The sequence below is a fragment of the Bacillota bacterium genome (assembly GCA_024653485.1).
In the GTDB taxonomy this organism is placed as follows: Bacteria; Bacillota; SHA-98; order UBA4971; family UBA4971; genus UBA6256.
Map to the genome: position 1 here is coordinate 1 of JANLFY010000009.1, position 26,793 is coordinate 26,793.

Consider the following 26,793-nt stretch of genomic DNA (forward strand, 5'->3'; position numbering starts at 1 on the left):
GGGGTGACATTTTCTCAGACCGCTTACAGGGTGACATTATCACAGGCCGACGACACTGGTCGGAGATCTCTCTTGACAAGAGGGCAGCAAAGAGTGTAGTGTAATGCCATATACGCATACGTACACATGGCTGCTGCGGAGCAGCTACCGGTAGGAGGCCTGGTTCGGCGGTTTCGTCCAGCGTCAGCTGCCGTGAGAGTGAATGCATAGGTATGCACTTAGGACGCCCTAGACTCACGAGAGGAGAGAAGAAGCCTTGAAGGACAGACACAAGAAAGTGTTCCTCGTGGACACGACGCTGCGAGACGGTGAGCAGACCGCGGGTGTGGTTTTCGCTCTCACCGAGAAGCTACGTATCGCGAGAATGCTGGACGAGATCGGCGTGGATCAGATCGAGGCCGGCATCCCCGCCATGGGTGGGGATGAAAAGGAGGCAGTGAGGGCGATAGCGCACGCCGGGCTCGAGGCCAGTGTCATGGCGTGGAACAGAGCAGTCATCTCGGACTTGGACGCATCGATCGAGTGCGGAGTGGACGCGGTGGCCATCTCAATCTCCACCTCGGACATACACATCTTCCACAAACTCCGCATGACGCGCGACCAGGTTCTAGATGCCATGACACAGGCGGTCGTGTACGCGGCGCAGCACGGTTTGTACATATCCGTCAACGCCGAGGACGCAAGCCGCGCGGACCCCGCGTTCCTCCTGGAGTTCGCCATGGCCGCGAAAGGCGCGGGAGCGAACAGGTTGCGCTATTGCGACACCGTCGGGTTTCTGGATCCCCTGGCGACATACGACCGCATCAAGGCTCTCCACGAGCAGACCGGCCTTGACATCGAGACGCACGCCCACAACGACTTCGGGATGGCGACCGCCAATACGTTGGCGGGCGTGAGGGCGGGCGCAAAGTACGTGGGGGTCACGGTCAACGGCCTCGGCGAGCGAGCCGGCAATGCGGCTCTCGAGGAGGTCGTGATGGCGCTCAAGCACATATACGGCATGGACCTCGGGATCAAGACCACCAGATTCAGGGAGGTCTCCGAGTACGTGGCCCGGGCCTCGGGCAGGGAGATCCCTCCCTCGAAACCCATTGTCGGCACGAACACGTTCGCTCACGAGTCGGGAATACACGCGGACGGCGTCTTGAAGAACCCTAAGACCTACGAGGTCTTTCCCCCTGAGGAAGTGGGCCTTCAGAGACAGATCATCATAGGAAAACACTCTGGAAAGCACGCCCTCAAAGCAAAGTTCCTTGAATACGGCATCAATCTAACCGACCAGGAAGCAGCGGCCATGCTGCCCGCGGTGCGCGCAACCGCGGTGAACCTCAAGCGTCCGCTGTTCGACAAGGAGCTTGTATATATATACGATGACGCGAAGAGGGAGATGTCTGCTCGCAAGTAGACGCCCGAGATCGGGCAAGGACGTGTGATCGAGCATCGTTCCACGAGGGGCGTATCACGAGGGGCGTATGAGGGAGCATCGTTGTCTTGGGTAAGACCATCGCAGAGAAGATCATCTCAAGCCATTCAGGTACGGACGCGCGCGCGGGAGACATAGTCATTGCCAACGTGGATTTCGTCATGGGGCAAGACGGAACGTCGCCTTTGGCGATCAAGGCCTTTCGCGACATGGGTGGGAAGAAGGTCTTCGATCCCTCGAAGGTCGCCATGGTGATAGACCACGGCGCGCCCAGTCCGAACGAGGGCACAGCGAACCTGCACAGGCTCATGAGGGATTTCGCCAAGGAGCAGACTTTCGTCGTGTACGATGTCGGCGAGGGCGTGTGCCACCAGCTCATGCCCGAGCGCGGGCACGTCCTGCCAGGAGACCTGGTAGTCGGGGCCGATTCCCACACGTGCACCTACGGCGGAATCGGTGCCTTTTCCACGGGAGTGGGGTCCACGGACCTCGCGGCGACCCTCATTACTGGAAGGACATGGCTCAAGGTCCCCCAAAGCATGAAGATAGTGCTCAAAGGAAGGCTCCCGGTGGGCACGTATGGCAAGGACCTGGCGCTCTACGTCGCCGGCAAGGTCACAGCCTCCGGGGCGACGTACATGTCATGCGAGTACTGCGGGGAAGTGGTGGACCGCCTCGGAGTGGATGCCAGGCTGACGCTGTGCAACATGGCGGTTGAGATGGGCGCGAAGGCGGGGATCATCGCGCCCAGCGATGAGGTGCTCTCGTGGGTGCGCAGCCGATCGGGGAGGACGCCTCGCCCGGTGTTCGCAGACGAAGACGCCCGCTACACGGACGTGCGTGAGTTCGACGTCTCGCATCTCGCGCCGCAGGCTGCGCGTCCGCATCAAGTGGACAACGTGTGCGACGTTCAAGACCTCTCATCAGTTGAGATCCAACAAGCCTTCATCGGAACCTGCACGAACGGTCGGCTGGAAGACCTGCGCGTCGCCGCCTCGATACTCGAGGGAAGGACCGTGTGCCGATCTGTGCGGCTGGTGGTCGCGCCCGCTTCGAGACAAGTGCTCTTGGCTGCCTTGCATGAAGGTATACTGGAGATCCTGCTGAAGGCGGGCGCCACGGTGCTCCCTCCCGGATGCGGACCGTGCGTCGGCACCCACGGTGGCGTGCCTGCGGACGGCGAGGTCGTAGTATCCACGGCCAACCGCAACTTCAGAGGGAGGATGGGCAACCCGGCCGCAGAGATATACCTTGCGTCCCCGGCGACGGTGGCGGCCTCGGCTGTGACGGGGAGGATCACGGACCCGAGAGGGTTCCTAGGGTGAAGCTCCTTGCGCATCTCCACGATGAGAAGTCGGGCGGGCTTTGCGCCCGTCCAGCGGAGGCGAAGGCCGCATGCTCTTGAGAGGAAAGGCCCACAAGTTCGGCGATGACGTCAATACCGATTACATCATCGCCGGCAAGTACAAATTCAAGACGCTCGACATGGACGAGCTCGCAAAGCACGTCATGGAGGACCTCGACCCGGAGTTTCACGCGAGGCTCGCTCCCGGGGACTTCGTCGTGGCGGGTAGGAACTTCGGATGCGGTTCCTCGCGCGAGCAAGCACCGCTCGCATTGGTGCACGCAAGGGTGGGAGCGGTGATCGCATCATCCTTCGCGAGGCTCTTTTATAGGAACGCGGTGAACACAGGCTTACCCGTCGTGGAATGCGACACCTGCCTCATCTCCAACGGAGATGAACTACAGGTGGACCTGGACCACGGCGAGGTGCTCAATCTCACTCGCGGCGTTACCGTGAGCGCTGCTCCGCTACCCCCATTCATGCAACGGATCTTTGAGGACGGAGGCCTCGCGGCGCACGTCCGCAAGCACGGTGGCTATTGCCTTGGCCTCTAGCGCTTCCCTGGGAAGATCGGAACGGGCCGAAGACCTTCATCCCACGACGGTTTCCAGAGACCTCGTTCCTCCCGCAGGCGAAGAAGACCGCGCGCTCTCAACGCTCTTGAGTCCAGAGCCCCCGATGCCCAGTCCTGACGACCTGGGTTAGAGGAGTCGGAGGGATCCATCGTGTTGCACAAAGTAACGCTCATCCATGGCGACGGCATCGGCCCGGAGGTAGTCGCTGCCGCAAGGCGTGTGATCGAAGCCACGGGTGTCGACATCGAGTGGGAAGAAGTCCAGGCAGGCGCTGAGATGGCCAAGCGGCTCCGCACTCCCCTGCCCGACGAAGTCATCGAGTCGTTGCGAAGGACGGGCATCGCGCTCAAAGGACCCATCACGACACCGGTGGCCGGAGGCTTCCGCAGTGTCAACGTGGGTCTGCGGGTCGCTCTCGATCTCTACGCAAACGTCCGACCCATCAAGACTCTGCCCTGCGTGCGCGGAAAGCATGACCGGGTGGACATCGTGATCTTCCGGGAAGCCACCGAGGACGTGTACGCCGGCAGAGAGCGTTGGGTGGACGAGAACACGGCTGAGACCGTCAAGGTCATCACCCGCAGAGGCTCCGAGCGCATCGCGCGGGCTGCGATGGAGTTCGCGAGGAGAGAGAGACGCCGCCGGGTGACTTGCGGACACAAGGCCAACATCATGAAATTCACAGACGGCCTCTTCCTCCGCTGCGCCCGCTCGGTCGCACGCGGCTACCCGGATATCCAGTTCGACGACCGTATCATAGACGCCCTCTGTATGCAGTTGGTCATGGCGCCCGAAGCCTTTGACGTGCTGCTCCTGCCGAACCTGTACGGAGACATCGTCTCAGATCTCGCGTCTGGTCTCGTGGGCGGGTTGGGAGTCGCTCCAGGCGCCAACATGGGTGACGGGATCGCGGTGTTCGAGCCTGTCCACGGGAGCGCTCCCGAACTCGCCGGACTCGGCGTCGCAAACCCCGTCGCCACCATCCTGTCAGGCGCGATGATGCTGAGTTACCTGGACGAACGGGAGAGCGCCGCGGCTGTCGAGGTCGCCGTATCGAGGGTCCTGACCGAAGGTCGCTGGCTCACGCCCGACCTCGGCGGGAGTGCCTCCACCAGGCAGATGACAGACGCCATAGTGGCCGCCCTTGAGTCATCCCAGCGCCCTGCTAGCGCTCCACGTTGACGCGTTCCGGGTTGAAGCGTCGAAGCCTGAGGGAGTTGGTCACGACCGACACCGACGAGAACGCCATGGCCGCCCCTGCGATCACGGGGGACAACAGGCCGAACGCCGCGAGCGGAATGCCAATGACATTATACGCGAAAGCCCAGAACAAGTTCTGGCGGATGGTGGCCATGGTTCTCCTGCTTAGGCGAATGGCTGCGGCCACCGCGCGAAGGTCCCCTCGGATCAGCGTGATGTCCGCCGCCTCCATTGCGATGTCCGTGCCGGTTCCCATCGCTATTCCGACATCGGCAGCAGCGAGGGCGGGCGCGTCGTTGATGCCATCGCCGACCATGGCGACGACCCTTCCTTCGCCGCGGAGCCGCTCAACCTCTCTGGCCTTTTCGCTCGGAAGCACCTCGGCAAGGACCCTGTCGATTCCGACCTCGCGCGCGATAGCCCGAGCTGTGCGCTCGTTATCCCCTGTTATCATGATCACGTCCACGCCGAGGGCGTGGAGCTCCCGCACGGCTTCCTTCGAGGTCTCCTTGACGGTGTCCGCCAAACCAATGACGCCGAGAGCCATCCCGTTCGCCGCCACGAACATGGCGGTCTGCCCTTGGGCTTCCATTGAGCGTCTCGCCTTTTCGACGTCCTCTGTCACGCTCACGCCGTTCTCTTGAAGGAGACGCCAGGTCCCCGCGAGCACCACGGCCCCGCGCACGTGGGCTCTGACTCCCTTTCCCGGAATTGCCTCGAATCGCTCCGGCTCCGCAGGCGTTATCCCAAGGGCCCGCGCACGGCGCACGACGGCCGCTCCAAGCGGGTGTTCGGACCTCAGCTCTGCCGAGGCCGCAAGCTCGAGCATCTCGAGGGCCCGGTCGTCCGCGCTTGTCTTAGGCACACCCTCCGCCCCCCGCACGTCGGTCGAGGCCGGGCGCGAAGACGTCTTCGCAGGACACACCGGGACTTCGGCCACCACCTGCGGTTCACCCTTCGTAAGCGTTCCGGTCTTGTCGAACATGACTGTGTCTATGCCATGCGCCCTCTCGAGGTGCTCTGCACCTCGGATCAATACGCCGACCTCGGCCCCTTTGCCCGTGCCCACCATTACGGCGGTCGGAGTCGCAAGTCCGAGCGCGCACGGACAGGCGATGACGAGGACCGCCGTGAACGCAATGAGGGCGCGAGCGGGATCTCCCGTGGCGACGAGCCACCCTACGAGGGCGACGAGCGCCACTCCAAGCACCGCCGGGACGAAGTATCCCGCGACTATGTCCGCCATCCTCTGGATGGGGGCCTTTGACTCCTGCGCCTCTTCCACCATTCGAACTATCTGAGAGAGGACGGTATCCCTCCCGACCCTCGTGGCGCGCAGTCTGAACGACCCGTGTCCATTGATGGTGGCGCCCGTGACCTCGTCACCGGGGCCCTTGTCAACGGGAATGCTCTCGCCGGTGAGCATGGACTCATCCACGACCGAGGTGCCGTCGAGTATGATCCCGTCCACGGGAATCCTCTCCCCGGGTCTCACGACCACCACGTCTCCCACTCGCACCTCGTCCGTGGGAATATCCGCCTCCTTGCCGTCACGAACGACATGCGCGACTCGAGGCGCGAGGCCCGCGAGCTTCCTTATGGCCTCCGACGTCCTGCCCTTTGCCCTCGCCTCGAGGAACCTTCCCAAGAGCACCAGGGTAATGACCACAGCCGACGATTCGTAATACAGATGACCGCGCCCCGCGAACGTCTGGTACACGCTGAACCCGTACGCCGCTGTCGTCCCCAGAGCAACGAGCACGTCCATGTTCGGGGAACGCGCACGAAGAGCCGCCAGCGCCCCAGTGTAGAATTGCCGACCTGCCACGAACTGCACCGGCGTGGCGAGGGCGAACTGAAAGAGGGGGTCAGCGAGTGGACGGGGAATGCGAAGACCAAGCAAGTGCGACAGCATGAGAGCCAGGAGCGGCGCAGAAAAGGCCGCCGCCAGCACGAACAGCGCCCTCTGTTGCCCTATCTCTTTCGCGCGGAGGCGCTGCTCCCTATCCCCGGCAGCCCCAGCTTCTCCGCCCTCCCGCACCTCGAACGCATCATAGCCCGCGGCACGCACGATCCGCACGAGATCGATCGGCGATGCCTTGCCCTCGTCATACAGGACCGTAGCCCTCTCGGAGGTGAGATTCACCGCGGCGTCGATGATGGCCGGGGATCGACGCAGTGCGCGCTCCACTCGAGCGGCGCACGACGCACACGTCATTCCCGTGATTCGAAAAGTCGCCCGCCTCTCGTGTCCTCCCCTCCCGCCACAGCTTCCGGCGGGTTCACAGACGTCTGTGTGGGCACCGCCCTCCACCAGTTCGAGCTCGTCTTTCACCAGAGCCTCCCCCTCTCACGTGACGCCCTCGTCGCCACCACGTTGTCTTGCGCTTCCTCCGCTTTCCTGGGCCCCGTCGACACGCAGGCGGCCGTCCGCGCCGCACGCTACGCCCAGCGCCTCTCCACCCTCACGTCCTTGAAGTAATACGTGCAAATCTCCTCGTGCCTTCGCCCTGCTTTCGCCATGTTGTGAGCACCCCATTGACTCATTCCCACTCCGTGCCCGAAACCCTTGCCGCTCATGCTCACTTGGCCGTCACGGACCTCGAGGCTCGTGATCAAGTTGGACCTCATTCGCATGGGGTCGAGCGCCACCCTCAGGTCGTTCCCACCGATGGTTAGCTCGCCGCCTGAGTGTCGGATGGATATGGTCTGCGCACGCCCAGAAGGACCTCGTTTCGCCACGACCATGTCCTGTATCCCGCTGACCGGGACCCCGATCTTCCTCAATGCGGCCTCGATCTCTGCCGTTGTGAACGTCGCGGACCATACGCGGTCCTGGGCAGGGACGTCGGATGTCATGTCTGGGCTCTTCTTGACCACAGTATATGGCGGCTCCGGGCCGCGGAAGTTCAAGCCCTCTTTGGCAAGGGCAGTCATGCCGCCGGCGTTGGAATGGAACCACGCGTCGATGAGCTCGCCCTTATAGGTGAGGACCTTTCCGCGCGTCTCACGAACCGCTGACCTGATGGCATCGTTCACGTTCTCCGGCTTGTACTCCTGCGCCGTCCGGAAACCTGCCTCAATATCCGAGCCCATCGGCCCCTTTCCGCGCCCTTGTTCGAGGGCCTTGAGGGCGAAAGTGCGCGCAACGACGGCTTGAGCCGCCAGTGCCTCCCTCGGCCAGTAGTTCTTCATCTCTCCTGCTACCACGCCAGCCACGTATTCCTCCATGGGCATTGCCTCAACGCGATTCTGGTCCGCCAGGTACACCTTTATCGTTGGTTCGTCCGCAAGGGTCTGCTTCCTCGTCCTCCCGATTGCAATTATCACCAGCACTACCGCAGCGAGACCGATGCCGATCCAAAGCAAGTTGCGATTCCTTCTTCCAGCCACATCCTTCAGCCTCCGTCGCGCGACGCCGAGCAGGGGGCGCGGCGGACACACTGCGTTCGGTCCGCATCGAGCGTGCGGCCGAGCGCCCGTGCGCTCTCGCTGTCCGCGCGGGAAGGCGTGACCGGACCAACCCTCAGCTCCGCGCCGCCCGTGCTCTGCCGCTATTTGGTGTCTCCGGAGGCTATTATGCGCAGAACCCCCCGCGCGTACCAGTGCAGCGCCGGGCGGCGCCTGCCCTCTGTTCCGGCGCTGAGTGAGCCGACCACGCACTCGTCGGCGCACGAGCGGAGCGCGCCCGCAAGCGGCGGTCGCGTCCGAGCCAGCGCGGCTTCGGCGCTTTCCCTAATTGGAGCCTGACAGGTAACTCTCGCCGCCGTCCGGAAAGACGACCACGATCAAACGGCCGCGGCTCTCGGGGCGCCCCGCCACACGCAGCGCCGCTGCGAGCGCCGCTCCCGAGGAGACTCCGGCGAGGATGCCTTCCTCCCTCGCCAGCCTCTTGGCCATCAGGATGGCGTCAATGGTTGCTACCGCCACGACCTCGTCAATCACGCCCACGTTCAGGACCGGAGGCACGAAACCCGCGCCGATGCCTTGGATCCCGTGGTGTCCGGGCGGTCCGCCCTCGAGCACCCGAGACTCCGCTGGCTCAACGGCGACCACACGCACGCACGGCTTCTTAGCCTTGAGAGCCTCACCAACGCCTGTCACGGTTCCGCCCGTCCCCACTCCGGCCACGAGCACGTCCACTTGTCCGTCGGTGTCCTCCCAGATCTCCCTCGCGGTCGTCTTGCGGTGTGCTTCCGGGTTTGCAGGATTGCTGAACTGCTGGAGGACTATGCTCCCAGGCGTCGAACTCGCGATCTCGCCAGCCCGTCGCACCGCTCCGTCCATCCCCTCCTCGGCCGGCGTGAGGATGACACTGGCACCGTAAGCCTCAAGGATCCTGAGTCTCTCAACGCTCATCGACTCGGGCATGGTCACGATGAGACGCAGGCCGCGCGAAGCACAGAGCATCGCCAGGGCTATCCCCGTGTTGCCGCTAGTCGGCTCCACGACAACCGATCCAGGCCCAAGCCTTCCCTCTCTCTCAGCCGCGATGAGCATACCGAGAGCAGCGCGGTCTTTCACGCTCCCACCCGGATTCATGAACTCCAGTTTCGCCGCGATCTGCACCCCAAGTCCATCTGCCATCCGGCGGATCCTCACGAGAGGCGTCTTCCCCACAATCTCCTGAACGCTCTCGACGATCCTTGCCACGCAAGCCACCTCCCGAACGTGCTCGACGAGTTCAACCGCTTCACAAGCCCCACACGGCAGTGCGCGAAGGAGCATCTGGCGACCTCTTTCTTGACCAATCGCGGCCCGCCCTCTTGTGTGCTATAATACAATAACACCGACCGGAATACTAGGGTATCGCCCTAAGCCCGCATTTGGGAGGTTGTTCCTATGTTTGAGAGGATCCGCGAGGACGTCAGAGTCGTGTTCGAGCGGGACCCGGCCGCCAAGAACGTGCTCGAAGTCATCCTATGCTACCCTGGACTTCATGCTCTCATAGGGTACAGGATAGCTCATTTCTTCTACGAGAGGAAGATGTTCGTCATCGCGAGGCTCGTCTCGCACGTGGCGCGTTTCCTGACCGGCATCGAGATCCACCCCGGTGCTCGCATCGGTCGGCGCCTTTTCATCGACCACGGGATGGGCGTCGTCATCGGCGAGACGGCGGAAGTGGGCGACGACGTCACGATCTACCAAGGGGTCACTCTGGGCGGCACCGGCAAGGAGAAGGGCAAGCGCCATCCGACCGTACGCAACCGCGTGGTCATTGCCGCAGGAGCAAAGGTGCTGGGATCGTTTGAGGTCGGCGATGGCGCGAAGATCGGCGCCGGCGCCGTAGTGCTTCGGCCGGTGCCGGCGGGTGCGACGGTGGTGGGGGTTCCAGGTCGGATCGTGGCCAGGCACGGGAGACGCGTTCCAGGCATCGACCTCAACCATCAAAACCTGCCTGATCCAGTTCAAGCGGCATTGGAAGCGATCAGTCAAAGGGTGGAGGCTCTGGAGGAACGTCTCGAAAGCCTCGAAAAGGCCTCTGAACCCGCTGTCTAGAGGGGATCACGTGAGACCGGGGCCGAGTGCGGGATCCCACCGTTGTTCCTTCGAATCACTTCGACCACTCCGCGGCCTCCGTCCACATACACGAGATCCCCGGTGCGGAGCTTGGTCGTCGCGCCTTCCACTTGAAGCACGGCAGGGATCCCGTACTCCCTCGCCACAACGGCACTGTGAGACAGAAGCCCTCCCTCTTCGAGAACGATGGCGGACGCCACGTTGAAGAGGGGCATCCAGCCGGGGTTCGCGAACGGCGCCACTAAGACGTCGCCCTTCTTCAGAGCGCCCGCCTCGTCGAGAGACCGGATGACCCTCACGACCCCGCGCGCGACCCCCGCGGAGCACCCCACCCCGGCGTAGGTCTCCCCGGCACCTTCGTGCCGTATCCGCTCCGCGGGCGGAGTCGCGGGGTTCTGCCTGCTGATGTGAGCCGTCGCGATCTGGCCTTCGGCATCTTTCCCTCGAACGGTCAAAGAGCGCTTTACGAGGATCCGCGCAGGACCAGGCATTATCACGGGAGGCGGCACGAAGTTCCTGTACGCAACGGGGATTCTGCGCCTTCTCTCGACGATCTCGCGCACTCTTCGAACGCCGGTCGACCCCTCGAGCAGTCCCAACACTTCGTCACGGGACAACCAGAAGATGTCGTCTTCAGCGCGGAGAAGGCCGCAGGCCGCCCAGCGCCTCCCCTGTTCCTTCAGGAAGCGCCGCGTGTGGTACCTGGCGCGACTGAGATACACCCGCGTCTCCTCACGCCACCACGCGAGGCGTCTCACGAGTTCAAGCTGGGCACGAAAACCCGAAACGCGGAAAGGATTGAGCAAGCTCGCCAAGCCTCGCGATCTCAGCATGCAAGCCGCGGCTTCCTCCTCCTCGGCACGCACCTGTTCCTGGCGGGCTATCTGTTGGCGAGGATCCTGCCCGACCTCTCCGGACAAGCACGCCTGCAACATCGAGAGAGGCAGGGCCACATCCTCACACCATCTCGGAACGGACAGGTCCTCGTCGATCTCCGACATGTAGCGGAACTCGCGGACGCACGCTTCGAACCGAGCCCAAAACTCTCCCATGTCGGGCGACATGCCGAGGGTGGCGGCGCACGAGCCTTCTGCTGCTTCCCTTTCCCATCGTCTGAACGCCTGCGCGAGCTCCTCAGGCGTCATGGCCTTCAGCGTGTCGGCGACAGGCGGCCGAGTTTGGGCAAACCTCGCAAGCTCCCAGATAGCGGCCAGCGGTTTCGCCGTCGCCATTTTGGAGAGCCCGGTGAGAAGGCGTGCCTCGGACACCGCAGTTCCGGGCCTTCTCACGCGCCTGTTGAGCCTCTCAACTGTAGCGTGAAAGTCATCTTGTGCTTGCGTTCCGAGGAGAGAGATCACCAAAGCCCAGCGGTTGGCCTGCCAGTGCAGGTCGATGGCGAACCTCGTCCACGATTCCAAATCCTCGTCCTTGAGCTCTTCAGGCTTGATTAGGTCCCATCTGGGCTCGTTCGCGTCGAACCACGAGATGAAACTCCTGGCTTCCTCCACCGCTAGCCTGTAGTGCTTCCTTAGAGCGAATAGCGATGGAATCGCGCGCAGCACCGTCGCGGGGGTCCACGGAGTCACGACTCCATCACCCTCGTATGATGGAACGATGCCCACAGTCCGGTCGAAGGCACGCTCTCGAAAGCCCGGCACACGCGCCGCCACCCGTTTCGTGGCCCCCACGTTCCAATAACCGTGTCCGAAGAATGTCGCCGCCCATCTGGTGCCCTCGTCTTCCCTCCGAAACAGCTTCGTACGCTTGAAAACCTCCTCCGTGGCGCGCGCGAAATCGTGATGAAACGACATGGACTGGCTCAAGTAGGAGGCAAACCCGGGCATCACCTCCCTGAAGTTGGCCGAAGTCCATTCTCCGAAGTCTTCCGCGAAGGAGAAGGCCGTGAGGGGACGTGCCTGAAGTATCATAATCTCGCCACCTGACATTGCCCACTCGATGTCCTGCGGCAGGCCATACTCTTCCTGAATCCTCTCCCCCAGTCGGGCTAGGAGCACGAGGGAGGCATCATCGAGCGTCCGTTTCGTCCGCATCTCGCCGGGCACGGGTATCGGCTCGGCACCACCCGCCGCCACCATGAGCTTCTTGTCGCTCACTCGCGCGTCCACGATCGTCGCGGTCCACGTGTCCACCACGAACCTGTCGGGGGTGGCTAGCCCCGCAACGAGCGCTTCCCCAAGTCCCCAGGTGGCTTCGACCAGCATCTCGTTCTCCCTGCCTGACTGGGGATTCAATGTAAACAGGACGCCGCTCACATCGGCGGCCACCTCGATCTGCACGAGCACGGCCATTGCTCTCTCCGCGCCGATGAGGGCGCGTCGCGCGTCTCTGTGCGGGGAGTAAGCGCGCGTCCTATCTCCGTTCAATGACCCCCAGCAAGCCCGGATCGCCTCGACAAGCGCATCCCAGGTACGTACCCCCAGGATCGTCTCGTACTGCCCTGCATGGGACGCGCCCACCTCGTCTTCCACGTTCGCAGACGACCGTACGGCGCAGGACGCGCCCGGGTCAGAGGCGACAAGCTCCTCATACGCTGCGCGGACTGCGTTCCACAGAGATGAATGTCCGGCTGCTCCCTGCTCATCGGAGCCTTCCCCAAGACCAGCTCCATCAGCGTGCCGGAGGTAGGCCGTGGTCGTGACGACGAACCCGGAGGGCACGGGTAGCCCCGCGCGGACCAGCCTCGCGAGGTTGCGAGCCTTTCCTCCGACGATGGCATAGTGCTGTGGCTCGATCTCATCTATCCTCAGTACGAACGGCTCCACGTGAACCCGGATGCTCCCTTCATGCGCCGGCCGGCGGCGCTGCGATCCTCAAGGGATGTCACGGGATGTAGGGCGCAGGCACTCCGGCGCCCACCATCTCCTCGACCATGTCAAGCGCGCGGTCCATCGCCTCGAGCACCTCGTCGACTTCGCCGGGTTGGATTATGAGAGGCGGCATTATCTGCATCGCCCGCGGGCGAAAGTCAGAGAATACCGCTATCACCCCGTTCTTTCCTAGGGCGTACGTCATCATGGGACCGAATCTGTCCTCCACGAGCTCGAACGCCATCATCAATCCACGCCGTCTCCAGCCCGCCACTACCTCCGGGTGCGCATCCCTCAGCCGGGAGAATCCGCTCTCGAAACGCTCTCCCATCTCCTCCACGTGTTCCAAGAACCCGGGGCGGCAGATCTCATCGAGCATGGCGAGGGCACACACGCACCCAAGGTCCGCGCCGCCGAAGGACGTCAAGTGGACGAATGGATTTCGCCTGAAGAAATCGTCCACGTGCTCTCTGTAGCATACGACCGACAGCGGGTACACCCCGCCGCTCATGCCCTTGCCCAGCACGAGAACGTCCGGAACGACGTTCCACTCATCGATTGCCCACAGGCGGCCCGTCCGGCCAAGCCCAGCCTGTACCTCGTCGAGGATGAGCAGGGCGCCTGCGCTGTCGCAGATCTCCCTGACGGCCGGGTAGAAGTCATCGGGCGGGATGACGATGCCCGCCGTCGCCGGAATGGTCTCGAATATCACCGCGGCCGTATTCTCGTCCACAGCCTTCCTCACCGCGTCGATGTCCCCAAAGGGCACCTGGGTGAAGCCCGGCATGAGCGGCCCGAAGTGCCTCTTGAAGCGGTCATCCCCGGCTGAAAGGGCAAATCCCGTGTGTCCGTGATATCCGTCGATGGCCGAGACTATCCCCGGGCGACCGGTGTAGCCCCTTGCAAGCTTGATCGCAACGTCGCACGCCTCCCCACCGCTCGGCGTGAAGAAGCTGTACGTGATGTCACCCGGGGTGAGCTCCGCGAGGCGCGCTCCCAGCCTTGCCCTCTGTTCACTGAGGAGCATGTGGTCTCCGATGTCCAGAAACTCAAGCGCCTCCTTCAGGGCTGCCACGACCGCGGCCGGCCTGTGACCCAGGTTGAACACGCCCCCGCTCGACCTGCAATTCACGTACCGCCTGCCCTGCAGATCCCAGACGTACACCCCTTCGCGCTTACCTGGGACTGCGTCGAAGCCGAGAGATCGGTACACCGCCACCCGCCCTGGCGCCACAAACTTCTCGAAATCCTGTATGATCGAGTCCTGCGGCTTGCCGCCTATGAAGCGTCCTTCATTGGCACGTCCAGCTAGCGGCATCGACCGTGTCATGCCACGCAAGTCAGCCCGTCCCACGTTCACCCCTCCAATCGAACTCGGCTCCGTGCAATCTCGCGCCCACGCCTGGGGAGCCCAGCCTTGAGGTCCTTGCTCGCGCGCCCTCACCGTCGTCACCGACAGGCCAGACGAGCCGACCGGGCTCGTCCAACCAAGCTGTCAGGAAATCCGTTCATCAGCTTTGGTCCCGCGAGGATGACTCGCCGCTCCCTCAGGCAGCCGCCAGATCGATCGGTCTTGCGCCCGCCCTTTCTCTCCCACCCCTGCAGGGCGCGAATGACACGCGCTGGCGATCCACCTGCCGAGGACCGTCCCCACCAGGACGCACGGAAGGAGCAAGAGCCAATCAGCTGCCACGGAGTTTCGGAGCGCGGCCCTCATTACTTGAGCTCTCTCGAGCTCCGAGGCAGCGGCGGCCACAAGAAACGGCGCCAAGGCTGGAGATAGGGCGAGGACCAACGCAACGCACCCAGTCAGCTCATGGACGCTCATTCGCGCGAGCCCTATCGCCACGCCGCCGAGAACGGGCATGCCGAGACCCCATGTAGCGGGCACAGGAGTAAAGTCCCCGAGCTGGAGCACGGCCAGGCACATTGAGCCCACTCCTGCAAGAAGGATGGCACGCACGGCAAGCCCCGCCGCATTCCGGCAGCGCATTGCGGACTCCCCGCGACTCGGTCTGTGCCTAGGCACCACTGTCCACCTCCACGTCACCTTCTACGGGAACGCGAAGCAATCTGTCTCCCCGCCGAAGAGCGACTTCAACAACCACATCACCGGCAAACCGCACGGCACTATCCGAACCGACCCCCGCCTCAGACTGCCGCTTGGCTTGCGGTGCATCCACGATCGGAGCGAGTTGTCCGGAAACGTCTTTCCTGACACTTATTCGTGTCACAGCCACGGCAGCGCCTTCGGCATGGCGATCGACCGTGATTTCCCCAGGAAGAGTGCAGAAGTACCCCAGGCGCTTCCCGCCACGTTCGAGCGCAAAGTCCACTCTCTCCACGGTGTTCGCGAAGGCGACTGTCGGCGACCGCACCGTGATTACCGCCTCGAGCAGCGCGGACTCACCCTTCCGTCGAATGGCCGCCGTCTCCAGAGCGGCCCCTATCTGCCGTGTCCAGCTTGCGTAATCGCGGTACTTGCTCTCCGTGGCTTCGAAAACCAAGAGAGCGAGAGCAAACGCGACCACCAGCGCCGCCCAGGACCATATCTCGTGCGATCCCATTCTTGGCATCACGTTTCACCTCGCCTGTTCACGGAGAATTACGGCCCCAGTACGCTGGTCCTCAACTATGTGGTGCCTTGTCCGAGCCGTCGCCCTCAACCCACGGTGTCTACAACACGTGGCACGCGACGAAGTGACCGCTTGAAACCTCTTTCAGGGGCGGGTGATCCCGCTCCGCGCATGCTCCCGTCGCCACGGGACAACGCTCGTAGAACCTGCACCTGCGCGGCGGGTTTATTGGCTTGCTTACGCCCCCTTTGATGGTCGGGATCGGCCTCTTCATAGCGGGATCCGGAATGGGGACGGCCGATATGAGAGCCCGAGTATACGGATGCAGCGGCTCTTTGACCACCTCTTCTGCACCCGCCACTTCAACGATCTTCCCGAGGTACATCACCGCCACCCGGTCGCAGAGGTAACGTGCCACTGCGAGGTCGTGGGTAATGTAGAGGTAGCTTATCCCCAGATCCTCGCGAAGCTGCGCAAGGAGTTTCATGACGCCTGTGCGAATGGACACGTCCAGCATCGAGGTCGGCTCGTCTGCCACCACGAACTTTGGGTTCATGACGAGTGCTCTCGCGATTGCGACTCGCTGCCGCTGTCCGCCCGACAGTTCATGAGGGAACCTGAAGAGAAACGCCGATGGCGGAGATATCCCAACCAGGTTCAGCATGTCCGCCACGCGCTGCTCGCGCTCCTCAAGAGTGCCCATGCCGTTGACGTGCAAGGGCTCAGCGACTATGTCGAAGACGGTCATCCTCGGGTCCAGTGATTCGTAGGGGTCCTGGAAAATCATCTGCACTTTCCTGCGGAATTCCGCGAAGTCCTCGCCTTCCATCTTCGTGATGTCGGAGCCATCAATCAGTATTCGCCCTGATGTTGGGGAGGTTAGTCGCGTGATGAGCCGACCGGTCGTGGTCTTTCCGCATCCCGACTCCCCAACGAGTCCGAGAACCTCGCCCCGCTTCACCTCGAAGTTCACGTCGTCGACGGCGTGAAGGAGCAGGCGTTTTCTCGCAAAGAAGCCTCGCGACACCTGATAGTACTTGGAGAGAGCCTCAACCCGCAAGACGGTATCGGCTGCGTCAGCCGTTGCTGGAACTGCCAAGACCATCACCTCCATGAGCACCCACTGCCGGACGGACCAGCTCTGACCGTGCGTCTCTGGTGCCGACTGGGTTATGACAAGCGCAGTGGTGCCCAGGGTAGATCTCCCGCCACGGGGGGTCCGCGGCTGCACATTCCTTACTCGCCCGATCGCACCTTGGATGGAATCTACACCCAGATGGCGGGTCGAGGAGATTCGGTGGTTCGCCCGGGATCGTGGCCAACTCGTGCTTCTCCCCGAGGATGCTGGGGTAAGCTTGCATGAGAGCGTAGGTATATGGGTGGCGCGGCCTCTTGAACACATCATCTGCTTCGCCGAGTTCCACTAGCTTTCCAGCGTACATTACAGCGACCACGTCGCTCACCTCGGCGATGACTGACACGTCATGGGAGATGTAGATCATGCTCATGTTTATCCTCCGCCTTATCTGGTCCATCTCCCTCAGTATCTTGTCTTGCACTATGACGTCCAGCGCGGTGGTGGGTTCGTCAGCGATGATCAGTCTGGGGTTGCACGCGAGGGCCATCGCGATCACCGCTCTCTGCTTCATGCCGCCGCTGTACTCGTGCGGATAGTTGTGCATGCGTTCCTTCGGAATCCCTACGAGCTCGAACAACGACCCGACCCTCTCCCACGCCTCTTCCTCGGTGGTATCCGGTTCGTGGGTCACTATGGCCTCTACTATCTGATTTCCCACCCGGTACACAGGATTGAGAGAGTTCATCGCTGCCTGGAATATCATGGCAACGCCTTTCCACCGCATTCTACGAACTTCCTCGTCGGTCATTGAGTAGATGTCGCGACCTTCGAAAAGGACCCGTCCTCTCACCACCTTCGAGTTGTAGGGAAGCAGCTTCATTACGGACATGGCGATGGACGTCTTGCCGCACCCCGACTCCCCCACGAGCCCGAGGGCTTGCCCTCTTGCCAAAGACAGCGTCACGCCGTCGACCGCCTTCACCCAGCCGGCCTTCGTGCGGTAATGCATAGTGAAGTCATCCAGCTCAAGCAGGGCGTCCATCGGATCACCTCTTTCTGAGCCGTGGATTCACGACTTCATCCAGCCCACGGCCCACCATGTAGAACGCCGCGCAAAACACCGTTATCGCGAGTCCGGAAGGCAGCCACAGCCACCAGTACCTGCTGAAGTCGAATAGGTAACCGGCTGCCTCAGCGGTGTGTATCATCATGCCCCAGCTCATGTCTATGTTCAGCACACCGAAGAACGACAGCGTCGCCTCGCTCAGGATAGCTGCAGTGACGTCAAACATCATGTACAGAAACGACAACGGAAGCACATTGGGGATGATGTGCGCGCGGATTATGTGAAAGCTGCTCCCTCCAGCCACTCGAGCTGCATCGATGTACGGCCTGACTTTCACAGAGAGCGCCTGTGCTTTCAGGATGATGGTGATCCCGCCGAACCCGCCCAAGACACCGAGGATCACGGCGAACGGGAAGAAACTGAGCCTCACCATTGAGCCGACGACCACGAGAAGCGGTATGAGCGGGAAGAGCATCATTATATCCGCCACCCGCATGAAGAACGTGTCAGTGAACCCACCGTAGTAGGCTGCCATGGTACCGACTATCGTCCCTATCACCACGGTGATGAGCGCCGACAGCACCCCCAACAAGAACTCCCGTCCCGTGCTGAACATGAGTTGGGCTAGGACGTCGCGGCCTATGGGGTCGGTACCGAGGAGGTGCGCCCTCGTCGGTGGCGAAGGATGGGCGAGCATGGGATCAAATCCCACAACGGGATGGTACACGAGCGGATCCCAGACCGTGTTGATCATTATCGGCCAAAGAGCGCCGAAGAGGCCGAATAGGATGATTATCGCCAGTCCGAGAACGCCGATGCGGCTTTCCCTGAAGACCGCCCAGTTCTGCGATAGCCCGCGCATCGTGAGCTTCCATCTGATTCTCCAGAGAGGCTCTCCAATGACAGCGGCACCCGCGCCCGGACTCGGAGCCAGTTGTCTCATGTTTCCCCCCACCTACCTTGCCAAACGTCTTCCTAACCCTCGGCCGCAGGGTGTCCTGTGTGTGTGATTCGAGGGTCGAGGACCGCATAGAGAATGTCTGCAACGAAGTGAGCTACCAGCAGAAAGACCCCCGTGAACGCCAGAGCCCCGGTCGCGAGCGGATAGTCATTTGAGAGCGCGGAGTGAAAGAGGATCTGACCGAGACCCGGCCACGAGAACATCGTCTCAGTGACGAGCCCGCCGCTCATGGAGCTCGCGAGGCTGAGCACTAGGCTCGTCACGGTAGGTAGCATCGCGGTACGAGCGGCATACCGGTCCCTCACGATGTGATCGGGAAGGCCCTTGGCACGCGCGGCCATGACGTAGTCCTCCTGCACGGTCTCGAGCATGGAGTCGCGCATGAGTAACATGGTTCCCGCAAAGCTGATGAGAGTAAGAGTGCACACCGGGAGAACCATGTGGCTGGCGATGTCCCAGATGTAGACGAGCAGCCCAGCCCGCCATGCCGCCAGGGCGGCCAAACCGATGAGCGCGCCCCCCGAAAGCCATGCAACGGCCACGTTCCGCCTGGTTCGCCGAAGGCCGCCCAGGAGAGCATAGGCGACTAGGAACAGGCAGACCGCGAGCGCCCCGCCGCCGAATACCATGTACCCGAAGACCGTGTTGGCCGACCACGGAGCTCCCTGCCACACCTTGGGCTCAATGAATTGATTCAGCGGGAGGAGCTTGAGTGTATAGGCAAACACCCAAATCAAGACTAGCGCAAGGAGAGGATAGAACGCAGTCCAGAAGGTAATGCCCACGACCGTGGCGGCGTAATCCACGACCTTACCTCGGCGCCATGCGATGATCCGTCCCATCAGGTAGCCAACGTAAAAGGATAGAACGTTCGCGGTAAGGAAGAGAACGAAGGTCCTCGGCAGCCGCTCCATCAGGATATCCCACACCGGCCGCGGGTAATGGGAGAACGACACCCCGAGCTCTCCCCTGAAGAAGTTTCTCAGATACGCCAAGTACTGCATGACTATCCCTTGGTCGAGACCCAGCTGTCTTCTCAGTTCCTGCCTCGCTGCCTGTGGGATTTTCGGATTGGCGAGGTACATCTGGGTGATGTCCCCCGGCATGGCCTGAAGCAAGAAGTAGACAAGGGTTATGTATACCAAGAGAGTCAGGATGACCTGTCCCAGCCTGCTCAAGACGTATCGGCGCATTTCGATCCCCCGATCCTAGCCAGATTTCCCCTTCTCGCGCGACCCCACGCGAAAGCGGAGAAACCCAAGCGGGCCTGGGGCACCCCAGGCCCGCTCGCGAGAGGCCGCGACTCAACTCGCGCCCAGGATGCGACCGCACTCAGTCGAGCATCTTCACGAAGCTCGTCGCCGCCCCAACGTACTGCAGACCGCTCAGGACCTTCGTGTACGGGAACTGAACGCGATCGGACCTGTACGCCTCGAGCATCGGGGTGTCGAAGAGCACTATGTAGGGCAGCTCATCGGCAAGGATCTCTTGGAGCTTGAACGCTTTTTCGCGGGCCTTCTCCATGTCGGACTCCTTTACGAAGTCGTCCGCCAGCTTGTCGAATTCGGGGTTGCTGTAGCCCTCGGCGTTGAAGCCGCCTACCTCAGCCTGTTCGCTATGGAAGAACCACTTCATGTGGTCGGGATACAGGCTCAGGCTCCAGCCCATGAGGAACGCATCGAAGTTCTGCTCGTCGAAGACCCTTGAGCTGACCACGTTGAACTCAGTGGGCACGGCCTCAATGGGGATGCCGATCTCCTTGAGCCAGGATGCGATGTTCAGACCGAACGTGTAGCGGAGAGGATCGTAGCCTGCGGTCATGATCATGAACTCGAACTCGGGCATCTTCTTGCCGTCCGGCATGATGATCCCCTTACCACGCTTGAGCACCTTGTCTTTCTCGACATCCACCTCCGGCTCGACTTCCCACTTGAACCCAGCCTTCTTGAGAAGCTTCACTGCCTCGGCTATCCTCTGAGAGCGGGTGAGTCCCTTGCCCCACTGCGGAACGTTCTTGTTGTACCAGTACGCGTTTCCGGGAGGCACGACCGAGTACTGTGGGAACGCTATGCCTTGCAGCACCCTCTCGCAGATGTATTCGCGGTCGATGAGCGTGGATACGGCCTGCCGGAACTCCTTGATGTTGAAGGGGTACTTGCGCAGGTTGAAAGCCATGAACCGGAAGCCGTTCACGCTGTTCTCGATGAGTTCGACGTTGGGCGCCTTCTTGAGCTGCTCCTGGAAGCCGCGCTGCAGGCCGAGGGAGTTGAGCACGAAGTCAACTTGGCCGCTCGTGAGGGAAAGCACGGCGGCGCTCTGGTTCTGGAATATCCGATATAGCGTCCCGGTAGCGTCCATACCCTCGGTCAGCTTGAGCTCAACCTTCCCTTCCGGCTTGCCGCTCTGCCACTTGAACCCGCTCCGAGGGTTCTCGATGGTTACGACGCCGTTTTCGTAGAAGGTCGTGACCTCGCCCTTCCCGCTATACACCGGGTTTGGCACGTTCTGCCAGAAAGCGCCCTTCTCCCAGTGTCCGAACTTCCACGGGCCGGTAGTTGGCTGCTTCTCGGGCTCGTGAGCGAAGAGCTCCTTTACTGGGTCGGCGGCTTTCTTGGCGTTCGCAAAGACAGGCTCCCAGTACTTTTTGTTGACTATGTAGCACTGGAGCATTCCGTACTGCCACTGTGAAAGCCCGGGCTTATCCTTGAGAATGAACTTGACCGTGTAATCGTCTACTTTCTCTACACGCTCCAAGAGAGCCGGATCCACGATGCTCGGCCAGTTCCCGCCGAGCTTGTTGGGATCCATGTCAAGTATGGCACTATAGGTGAACACCACGTCATCGGCGGTAAGCGGGGTGTTGTCGCTCCACTTGATGTCCTTGCGCATCTTCACGATTGATGTGTAGAAGGTCTTGCCGCCGATCTTCTCCTCTTTCAGCGGGCTCGGCATCTCGCTCGCAGCGGCGGGCACGAAAGCCCAGGTCGGAGGGGCGTTCGTGTAGAGAGAGGTGTAGTACTGGCTGTTCGAGACGAACGTGTTCCAAACAGTGGAACTCGGACCGAGGGACGAAAACAGGTTTATCGTGGTCGGGTCCGCGAAAATGGCCATTTCAAACAGTTTGCCTTGAGCGGCTAAGCCAGTCGACGCAACGCCCGCCACGAGGAGAACGAAAATCAACCCGGCAAGGACTCCCTTCAAAGATCTCCTCATCGAAGCACAGCCTCCTTCTCGCCTTCCCAAAGTTGTCCTTCGAAATCCCCTGCTTCTAACTTGTAAGTGAGCAAAATCAAGCAAGTCAGGTCCGTCTTCGCTCGCCCACGCACCACCTCCTCATCGACCCAACCTGACGAAACTCGCCATTTGTCCTGCAATCATAGTTCTCCCTGATTGCTCGGAATCCTTCCGGACATTTGGAAACTTGCGCCCTCCATCAGCGTCTGCTTACCGTGTCGTATTCGTGAGTCATCGCCGATGACAAGATCGGCTCCTCCGGGCTCGCCGCCTTGCCTCCGTGCAGCACTCGACGACCCTATGCCAGCACTGCCTGACCTGGCGGACGCCCAACGCGCGCGGGCGTGTGCGCCAGTGTTTTGCCCTCGCGCGCGGGCGCCAACGAACCCGGGCTACATCGCCGTGCGGCGAGCCCCCGAGCCACAAGTTACCATGGCCAACTGTCGCGGCAGGGCTTATAATGGGACGAAAGTCTCGCAGGAAGGAGGGACACGTATGAAGGGATACGCGCGCCATGTGCTGGGAGTCGCAATCATGGTGATCGTCGCGGTCGCGAGCACGCTCTACTGGGCGGCCTCGACCCGTCATGTTTCCTCCTCACGTAGCGGTAGCGAAATCAGCGACCGTGGAAACGACGCCGCTTCGACCGGACCGCGGCCTGATTACGGTCCTCTCGAGGCCGAGCTCGAAGCGTACCTCGAGTCGCAGCCTGCGGTGTACGGCCTGTACTTCCGCGACCTGAGTTCGGGAGCGAGCTTCGGAATCAACGAACGCGAGCCCATTACAGCAGCGAGCACGGTGAAAGTGCCCGTGGTGCTCTATCTCAACCACCTGATCGCTCAAGGCAAGGCGAACTGGGATGATCGGGTCGTGTTCGACAGTGCCTCGGACTACCAGGACGGCGCAGGGATACTTCAGTTCGCGGCGAGGGATGGAGACAGCTACTCTCTTCGAACGCTCGCGAACCTGGCCATAACGATAAGCGACAACGTAGCCTATAGGATGCTCCTGAGGCATCTTGGTAAGGACAATGTCGCGGCGTTCATGAGAGAGCTCGGTGGGGAGATCGTGTTCCCGAATGGACGGAACGTCACATGCGCGAAGGACATGGCCGAGTACGTCCAGGGCGTTCTCGATCTCGGACTGGCTCATCCGGATCTTGGGGCTCGCCTCCTGGATGACATGGCCCACCCCATCTACCATGTCGGCCTGCCCGGGAAGCTGCCGCCGCACGTCATGGTGGCGCACAAAGAGGGCGATGTCACTGGCGTCGCCAACGACATCGGTGTCGTCTTCGCGAAAAGGCCCTACATCCTCGTCGTGCTTTCGAAGGACGTCGCTGACATCGACGAGGGTTTCGCCAAGATCGCCGATATCTCACGGAGGGTGTACGATTATCAGGCCAGCCTCTCCGTGTGACCTTCCCGCGGCTGCCTCCCTCGGTCACCCCCTCGCTGTCTCCGCCGTCGTCTGCCTGCCTCGGAGGCGGCAGCCGACGGCTGCCCCACCCCGCCAATGCAGCCAGCGCGACCGCTGCAACGATCACGAGAACGATGCCTGCGAACCAGCCGCCAGCCTCCCCTGGGCACCGGCTTGGATTCCCTCGAGGGTGTTTCCTCGAGGGTGAGGAAGGCGCCGCGGACGTCACAAGGTGTGGTTCAATATCGTTACGGGAGATTCTTTCTGACCCGTCGGGAAACTATGCTCACCGTGGTCCCCCGCCGGTCCACACGCCCTTCCACGACGAGCATTGGACTTGTGAACATCACACCCCCGCACCGCCTGTATACGTCCTCGAACGCCGTAACGTCGACAAGGCCGGTCTCATCTTCCAGCGAGAAGAAAACCACGAGTCTTCCGCTTCGAGTCGGAGGGCGATGAGGTCGCACTACCACCCCTGCTACCCGTACGTTGGTGCCGGACTCCATCTGCCTTGCCGCGGCGGTCGTGATCACCCCTGCCTTTGCCAAACGGCTGCGATAGAACTCCATTGGGTGTCTCGTAGGATGAAGACCGAGTATGCAGAACTCGTGCCTGAACTTGTCGACTTCAGAAAAGTCAGGGATGTCCCCGAAGTATCTCAGAAAACCGTTGCCCCATGACGAGTCTCGCATCCGTCCGTCAGCTCCAGAACAGCTATCGTCGCCCTCGACGATAGTGGCGGTGCTGTCGCCGCCGTCGGCACGAGCGCTAACCCTACGAGCGCTGACCCCGTCTGGGCCAGTCTCGTCCCTCCACCGACGTCCCGGCTGCTCGCCTTCACGTAAGCGCCTTGTGATCTCCCAAAGTGCCGCCCTGCGGTTTGGGCAGAGGGAATCGAACGCCCCACACAGTATCAAGTTTTCGAAGAGGTTTCGGTCCACAGGTACCCGAACAAAGAAGTCCTCGATGGAGGAATATCCCCGCGGCCCCCTGGACGCGACTATCCTCGAGGCCGCATCCTCGCTCATCCCCCGCACTTGGAGGAGTCCCACGCGTATCGCGCCGTTCTCGATGGCAAACCTCTCAAAACTCCTGTTTATGTCGACCGGAAGGATCCGGACCCCGCGTCGCCTGGCCTCCACGCATATGGTGTTCGGCGGATAGAACCCCATGGGCTGGTTGTTCAGGATGGCCGCATAGAACTCTGCAGGAAAGTGGCGCAAAAGGTACGCTGTCTTGTATGCGGTATCCGCGAAGGCGGCAGCGTGGGCCTCGCAGAAACCATAGCCTGCATACGCAACTATATACGAGAGCACCGTCTCGGCAACCTCACGCGAGGCACCATGTTCCATCGCCTTCCTCAGGAATTCCTTTCCTATCCCATCCATCTCGGATCTGGAACGGTAGTGGGTCATCACTTTTCGCAAACGGTCGGATTCCCCTGGTGTGAAGCCGGCCACCGCCGTCGCGATCTCGATCACCTGTTCCTGGTAGAGCACCACACCATACGTTTTCTTGAGGATCCTCTCGAGGCTGGGATGCACGTAAGTCGCGTCCTCGATCCCCCGCCTCCTCGCGATGAACGGCTCCACCATATTGCCCTGCACGGGACCAGGCCGTATGAGCGCCACGCTCGCCACGATGTCCTCAATCGTGTTCGCCCCAAGCCGCCCCTGGAGAGCCCGCTGCGCGGGGCTTTCCAATTGGAACACGCCTATGGTTTCCCCGGAGTTGAGCATGTTGAAGGTCGCCTCATCATCCAACGGAATGCGCTGGTAATCTTGGCCGCTCCATCTCACCGAGTCTTCCACCGCCGCGAGCATACGCAATGACAGCATGTCGAGTTTGATGAGACCGACGTCTTCCACGTCGTCCTTGTCGAACTGTGCTATCACCACTCCTCGCGCAGCCATCTGCAAGGGGGTCACTTTCACGAGTGGCACCCGGCTGGCAACCACCCCGCCCAGGTGGGTACCGATGTGGCGCGGCACGCCCGCGAGCGCTTCGCACACTTCGAACAAACGGGAATACTTCTCTGCGGAGATTCCACCCTCACGAAGCTCTGGGTATCTTTCGAAAGCGGCCCCGATCTCGTCCGCGCACAAGTACGGGAGACGCTTCGCAAGCCGGTCCATGTCTTCCGCAGGCAATCCCATGGCCTTTCCCACGTCGCGTACGGCCGATCTTGCCCGAAACGTGTTGAAGGTGCATACCGTCGCCACATGCTCGGGACCGTACCGGCGCTGCAGGTAATCCCGAACTTCGTCCCGCCTTCTCGCGTCGAAGTCTATGTCGATGTCAGGCTTCTGCGCCCGCTCGAGGCTGAGGAATCTCTCGAAGAGAAGACCTCGAGCTATCGGGTCCACGCTCGTTATGAAAAGGCAGTATGCTACTGCGGAATCCGCAGCGGAGCCCCTCCCCGCGAACCGGATCCCCTCTTGCCGGGCGAAGTTCGCAACGTCCCATACCATGAGGAAGTAGTCTTCGTATCCGAGGGTGCATATGACGTTGAGCTCGTGGTCGAGCCTCGACCTAATCTCCCGGGTGATGGTCCCATAACGCGATGAAGCGCCTTCGTACACTAGTCGTCGGAGGTACTCGGCCGACGTCCCCGCTTGACCTGGAGGGACGAAGATGGGGAAGAGTCTCTGATCGAGCGAAAGCCCTGGGGAACACCGATCCACTATCTCACCAGCAGCCGCTAGCGCCTCTGGATGGCGCCGAAAGATGGATGTCATTTCCTCGATGGATTTCAAGTAGTTCTCAGCGTTGAGCCTTCGCTCAGGATGTACTTGGTCGAGCCGGGTCAGCGTGCGGATACAAGTGAGAACGTCATGCAGCGCAAAGTCTGACTTCTCGCAGTAATGAACGTCGTTGGTAGCCACGACCCCCACCCCGACCTCCTCCGCCAGCGCGGCGAGGCTGGAGGTCAGGCGGTCGCCCCCAGGGACGGCAAGGTTCTCGAGCTCGACGTAGAAGCTCTTCCGCCCGAAAATCCCCGCAAGACGCTTAGCGAACTCAAGCGCCCGCCCGTACCTGCCCGCCCGAACGAGTGTCGGGATGGCGCCTCGCATGATACATCCGGAAAGCGCTATGATCCCCCTGTGGTGCTCTTCGAGGGAAGACAGAGCCACTCTCGGCGACAGACGGCGCTTGGCGAACTCTAAAACGGATTCCGTGCCGCTGAACATCTCGGCAGATGGTCGTGCACCAGCGCCCGCTATGACTCGCTCCCAATCTTTGCACATATACGCTTCGGTGAGGATCGTGCAGATGTTCGAATAACCCTCGGGGCCTTCAGCCAGGAGTACAAGGTGGCTTCCCTCCTCTAGCGTCACCTCGGCGCCATGGATGGGCTTTATCCCATGCCGTCGGGCGGCTCGAACAAGCCTCGCTGCCCCGCAGAGGTTGTCGTGGTCGGTTATGGCGATGGCTTCCATGCCGAGCTCCGCCGCCCGCTTCACGAGCGCCTCGACGCTGGACGCCCCGTCGAGGAATGAGAAGTGAGAGTGCACGTGGAGATGAGCGAACCTGCCCATGGCGCTTGACATTCCCTCCGAATTCC

General features: G+C 61.8%; 19 protein-coding genes. 6 read left to right on the forward strand and 13 right to left on the reverse strand.

Features of this window, described 5'->3' with window-relative positions:
- Positions 1-256 precede the first annotated feature (256 nt).
- The 4 genes from nifV to NUW12_08385 all read left to right on the forward strand — a co-directional run bounded on the left by nifV (position 257) and on the right by NUW12_08385 (position 4,525).
- Positions 257-1,405, forward strand: a complete 1,149-nt coding sequence (gene nifV / locus NUW12_08370; protein ID MCR4402786.1) for a homocitrate synthase — start codon at positions 257-259, stop codon at positions 1,403-1,405.
- A gap of 98 nt (positions 1,406-1,503) precedes the next feature.
- Positions 1,504-2,748, forward strand: a complete 1,245-nt coding sequence (locus tag NUW12_08375; protein MCR4402787.1) for a 3-isopropylmalate dehydratase large subunit — start codon at positions 1,504-1,506, stop codon at positions 2,746-2,748.
- A 70-nt stretch (positions 2,749-2,818) separates the two neighbouring features.
- The gene (locus NUW12_08380; GenBank protein MCR4402788.1) at positions 2,819-3,322 is read left to right on the forward strand and encodes a 3-isopropylmalate dehydratase small subunit; all 504 of its coding nucleotides are present in this window, start codon (positions 2,819-2,821) and stop codon (positions 3,320-3,322) included.
- 171 nt (positions 3,323-3,493) lie between these two features.
- Entirely contained in the window at positions 3,494-4,525 is a 1,032-nt protein-coding gene (locus NUW12_08385; GenBank protein ID MCR4402789.1) for an isocitrate/isopropylmalate dehydrogenase family protein, read from the forward strand.
- Here NUW12_08385 and NUW12_08390 read toward each other — a convergent pair.
- From NUW12_08390 to cysK, 3 genes are all read right to left on the reverse strand, one after another.
- Entirely contained in the window at positions 4,509-6,770 is a 2,262-nt protein-coding gene (locus NUW12_08390; protein MCR4402790.1) for a heavy metal translocating P-type ATPase, read from the reverse strand. The genes NUW12_08385 and NUW12_08390 overlap by 17 nt on opposite strands.
- A gap of 215 nt (positions 6,771-6,985) precedes the next feature.
- Positions 6,986-7,936, reverse strand: a complete 951-nt coding sequence (locus NUW12_08395; GenBank protein MCR4402791.1) for a SpoIID/LytB domain-containing protein — start codon at positions 7,934-7,936, stop codon at positions 6,986-6,988.
- A gap of 342 nt (positions 7,937-8,278) precedes the next feature.
- Positions 8,279-9,196 (reverse strand): cysteine synthase A, encoded by a 918-nt coding sequence (gene cysK, locus NUW12_08400; protein ID MCR4402792.1) that lies wholly within the window; start codon positions 9,194-9,196, stop codon positions 8,279-8,281.
- 189 nt (positions 9,197-9,385) lie between these two features.
- Between cysK and cysE the strand changes: the two genes are divergently transcribed.
- Positions 9,386-10,042, forward strand: coding sequence for a serine O-acetyltransferase (gene cysE, locus NUW12_08405; GenBank protein ID MCR4402793.1), 657 nt, complete (start codon positions 9,386-9,388; stop codon positions 10,040-10,042).
- Here cysE and NUW12_08410 read toward each other — a convergent pair.
- The 9 genes from NUW12_08410 to NUW12_08450 form a co-directional block, all read right to left on the reverse strand.
- Positions 10,039-12,846, reverse strand: a complete 2,808-nt coding sequence (locus NUW12_08410) for a PEP-utilizing enzyme (protein MCR4402794.1) — start codon at positions 12,844-12,846, stop codon at positions 10,039-10,041. The genes cysE and NUW12_08410 overlap by 4 nt on opposite strands.
- A 58-nt stretch (positions 12,847-12,904) precedes the next feature.
- Complete coding sequence (locus NUW12_08415) at positions 12,905-14,245, reverse strand: aminotransferase class III-fold pyridoxal phosphate-dependent enzyme (protein MCR4402795.1); 1,341 nt, start codon at positions 14,243-14,245, stop codon at positions 12,905-12,907.
- 141 nt (positions 14,246-14,386) lie between these two features.
- A complete protein-coding gene (locus NUW12_08420) occupies positions 14,387-14,920 on the reverse strand; it encodes a hypothetical protein (protein ID MCR4402796.1) in 534 nt (177 codons plus the stop codon).
- Positions 14,913-15,467 (reverse strand): hypothetical protein, encoded by a 555-nt coding sequence (locus NUW12_08425; protein ID MCR4402797.1) that lies wholly within the window; start codon positions 15,465-15,467, stop codon positions 14,913-14,915. Before NUW12_08425 ends, NUW12_08420 begins: the two co-directional genes overlap by 8 nt.
- 100 nt (positions 15,468-15,567) lie before the next feature.
- Positions 15,568-16,566, reverse strand: a complete 999-nt coding sequence (locus tag NUW12_08430; protein ID MCR4402798.1) for an ABC transporter ATP-binding protein — start codon at positions 16,564-16,566, stop codon at positions 15,568-15,570.
- Complete coding sequence (locus NUW12_08435) at positions 16,544-17,587, reverse strand: ABC transporter ATP-binding protein (protein ID MCR4402799.1); 1,044 nt, start codon at positions 17,585-17,587, stop codon at positions 16,544-16,546. Before NUW12_08435 ends, NUW12_08430 begins: the two co-directional genes overlap by 23 nt.
- A gap of 4 nt (positions 17,588-17,591) precedes the next feature.
- Complete coding sequence (locus NUW12_08440) at positions 17,592-18,554, reverse strand: ABC transporter permease (GenBank protein ID MCR4402800.1); 963 nt, start codon at positions 18,552-18,554, stop codon at positions 17,592-17,594.
- A gap of 32 nt (positions 18,555-18,586) precedes the next feature.
- Positions 18,587-19,765, reverse strand: coding sequence for an ABC transporter permease (locus NUW12_08445; protein ID MCR4402801.1), 1,179 nt, complete (start codon positions 19,763-19,765; stop codon positions 18,587-18,589).
- 139 nt (positions 19,766-19,904) lie between these two features.
- A complete protein-coding gene (locus NUW12_08450; GenBank protein ID MCR4402802.1) occupies positions 19,905-21,785 on the reverse strand; it encodes an ABC transporter substrate-binding protein in 1,881 nt (626 codons plus the stop codon).
- Positions 21,786-22,301: 516 nt separating this feature from the next.
- Here NUW12_08450 and NUW12_08455 point away from each other — a divergent pair.
- On the forward strand, positions 22,302-23,225 hold the full coding sequence (locus NUW12_08455) for a class A beta-lactamase-related serine hydrolase (GenBank protein MCR4402803.1): 924 nt from the start codon (positions 22,302-22,304) through the stop codon (positions 23,223-23,225).
- Positions 23,226-23,473: 248 nt separating this feature from the next.
- Here NUW12_08455 and NUW12_08460 read toward each other — a convergent pair whose 3' ends face one another.
- Entirely contained in the window at positions 23,474-26,779 is a 3,306-nt protein-coding gene (locus NUW12_08460; GenBank protein ID MCR4402804.1) for a DNA polymerase III subunit alpha, read from the reverse strand.
- Between the last annotated feature and the right edge of the window lie 14 nt (positions 26,780-26,793).

Bases quoted from the DNA above. Each gene is read 5' to 3' on its own strand.
- NUW12_08380 (MCR4402788.1), top strand. From the start codon at position 2,819: ATGCTCTTGAGAGGAAAGGCCCACAAGTTCGGCGATGACGTCAATACC.
- cysE (MCR4402793.1), top strand. From the start codon at position 9,386: ATGTTTGAGAGGATCCGCGAGGACGTCAGAGTCGTGTTCGAGCGGGAC.
- NUW12_08425 (MCR4402797.1), bottom strand. From the start codon at position 15,467: ATGCCAAGAATGGGATCGCACGAGATATGGTCCTGGGCGGCGCTGGTG.
- NUW12_08435 (MCR4402799.1), bottom strand. From the start codon at position 17,587: ATGGACGCCCTGCTTGAGCTGGATGACTTCACTATGCATTACCGCACG.
- NUW12_08440 (MCR4402800.1), bottom strand. From the start codon at position 18,554: ATGAGACAACTGGCTCCGAGTCCGGGCGCGGGTGCCGCTGTCATTGGA.
- NUW12_08445 (MCR4402801.1), bottom strand. From the start codon at position 19,765: ATGCGCCGATACGTCTTGAGCAGGCTGGGACAGGTCATCCTGACTCTC.
- NUW12_08450 (MCR4402802.1), bottom strand. From the start codon at position 21,785: ATGAGGAGATCTTTGAAGGGAGTCCTTGCCGGGTTGATTTTCGTTCTC.
- NUW12_08455 (MCR4402803.1), top strand. From the start codon at position 22,302: ATGAAGGGATACGCGCGCCATGTGCTGGGAGTCGCAATCATGGTGATC.
- NUW12_08460 (MCR4402804.1), bottom strand. From the start codon at position 26,779: ATGTCAAGCGCCATGGGCAGGTTCGCTCATCTCCACGTGCACTCTCAC.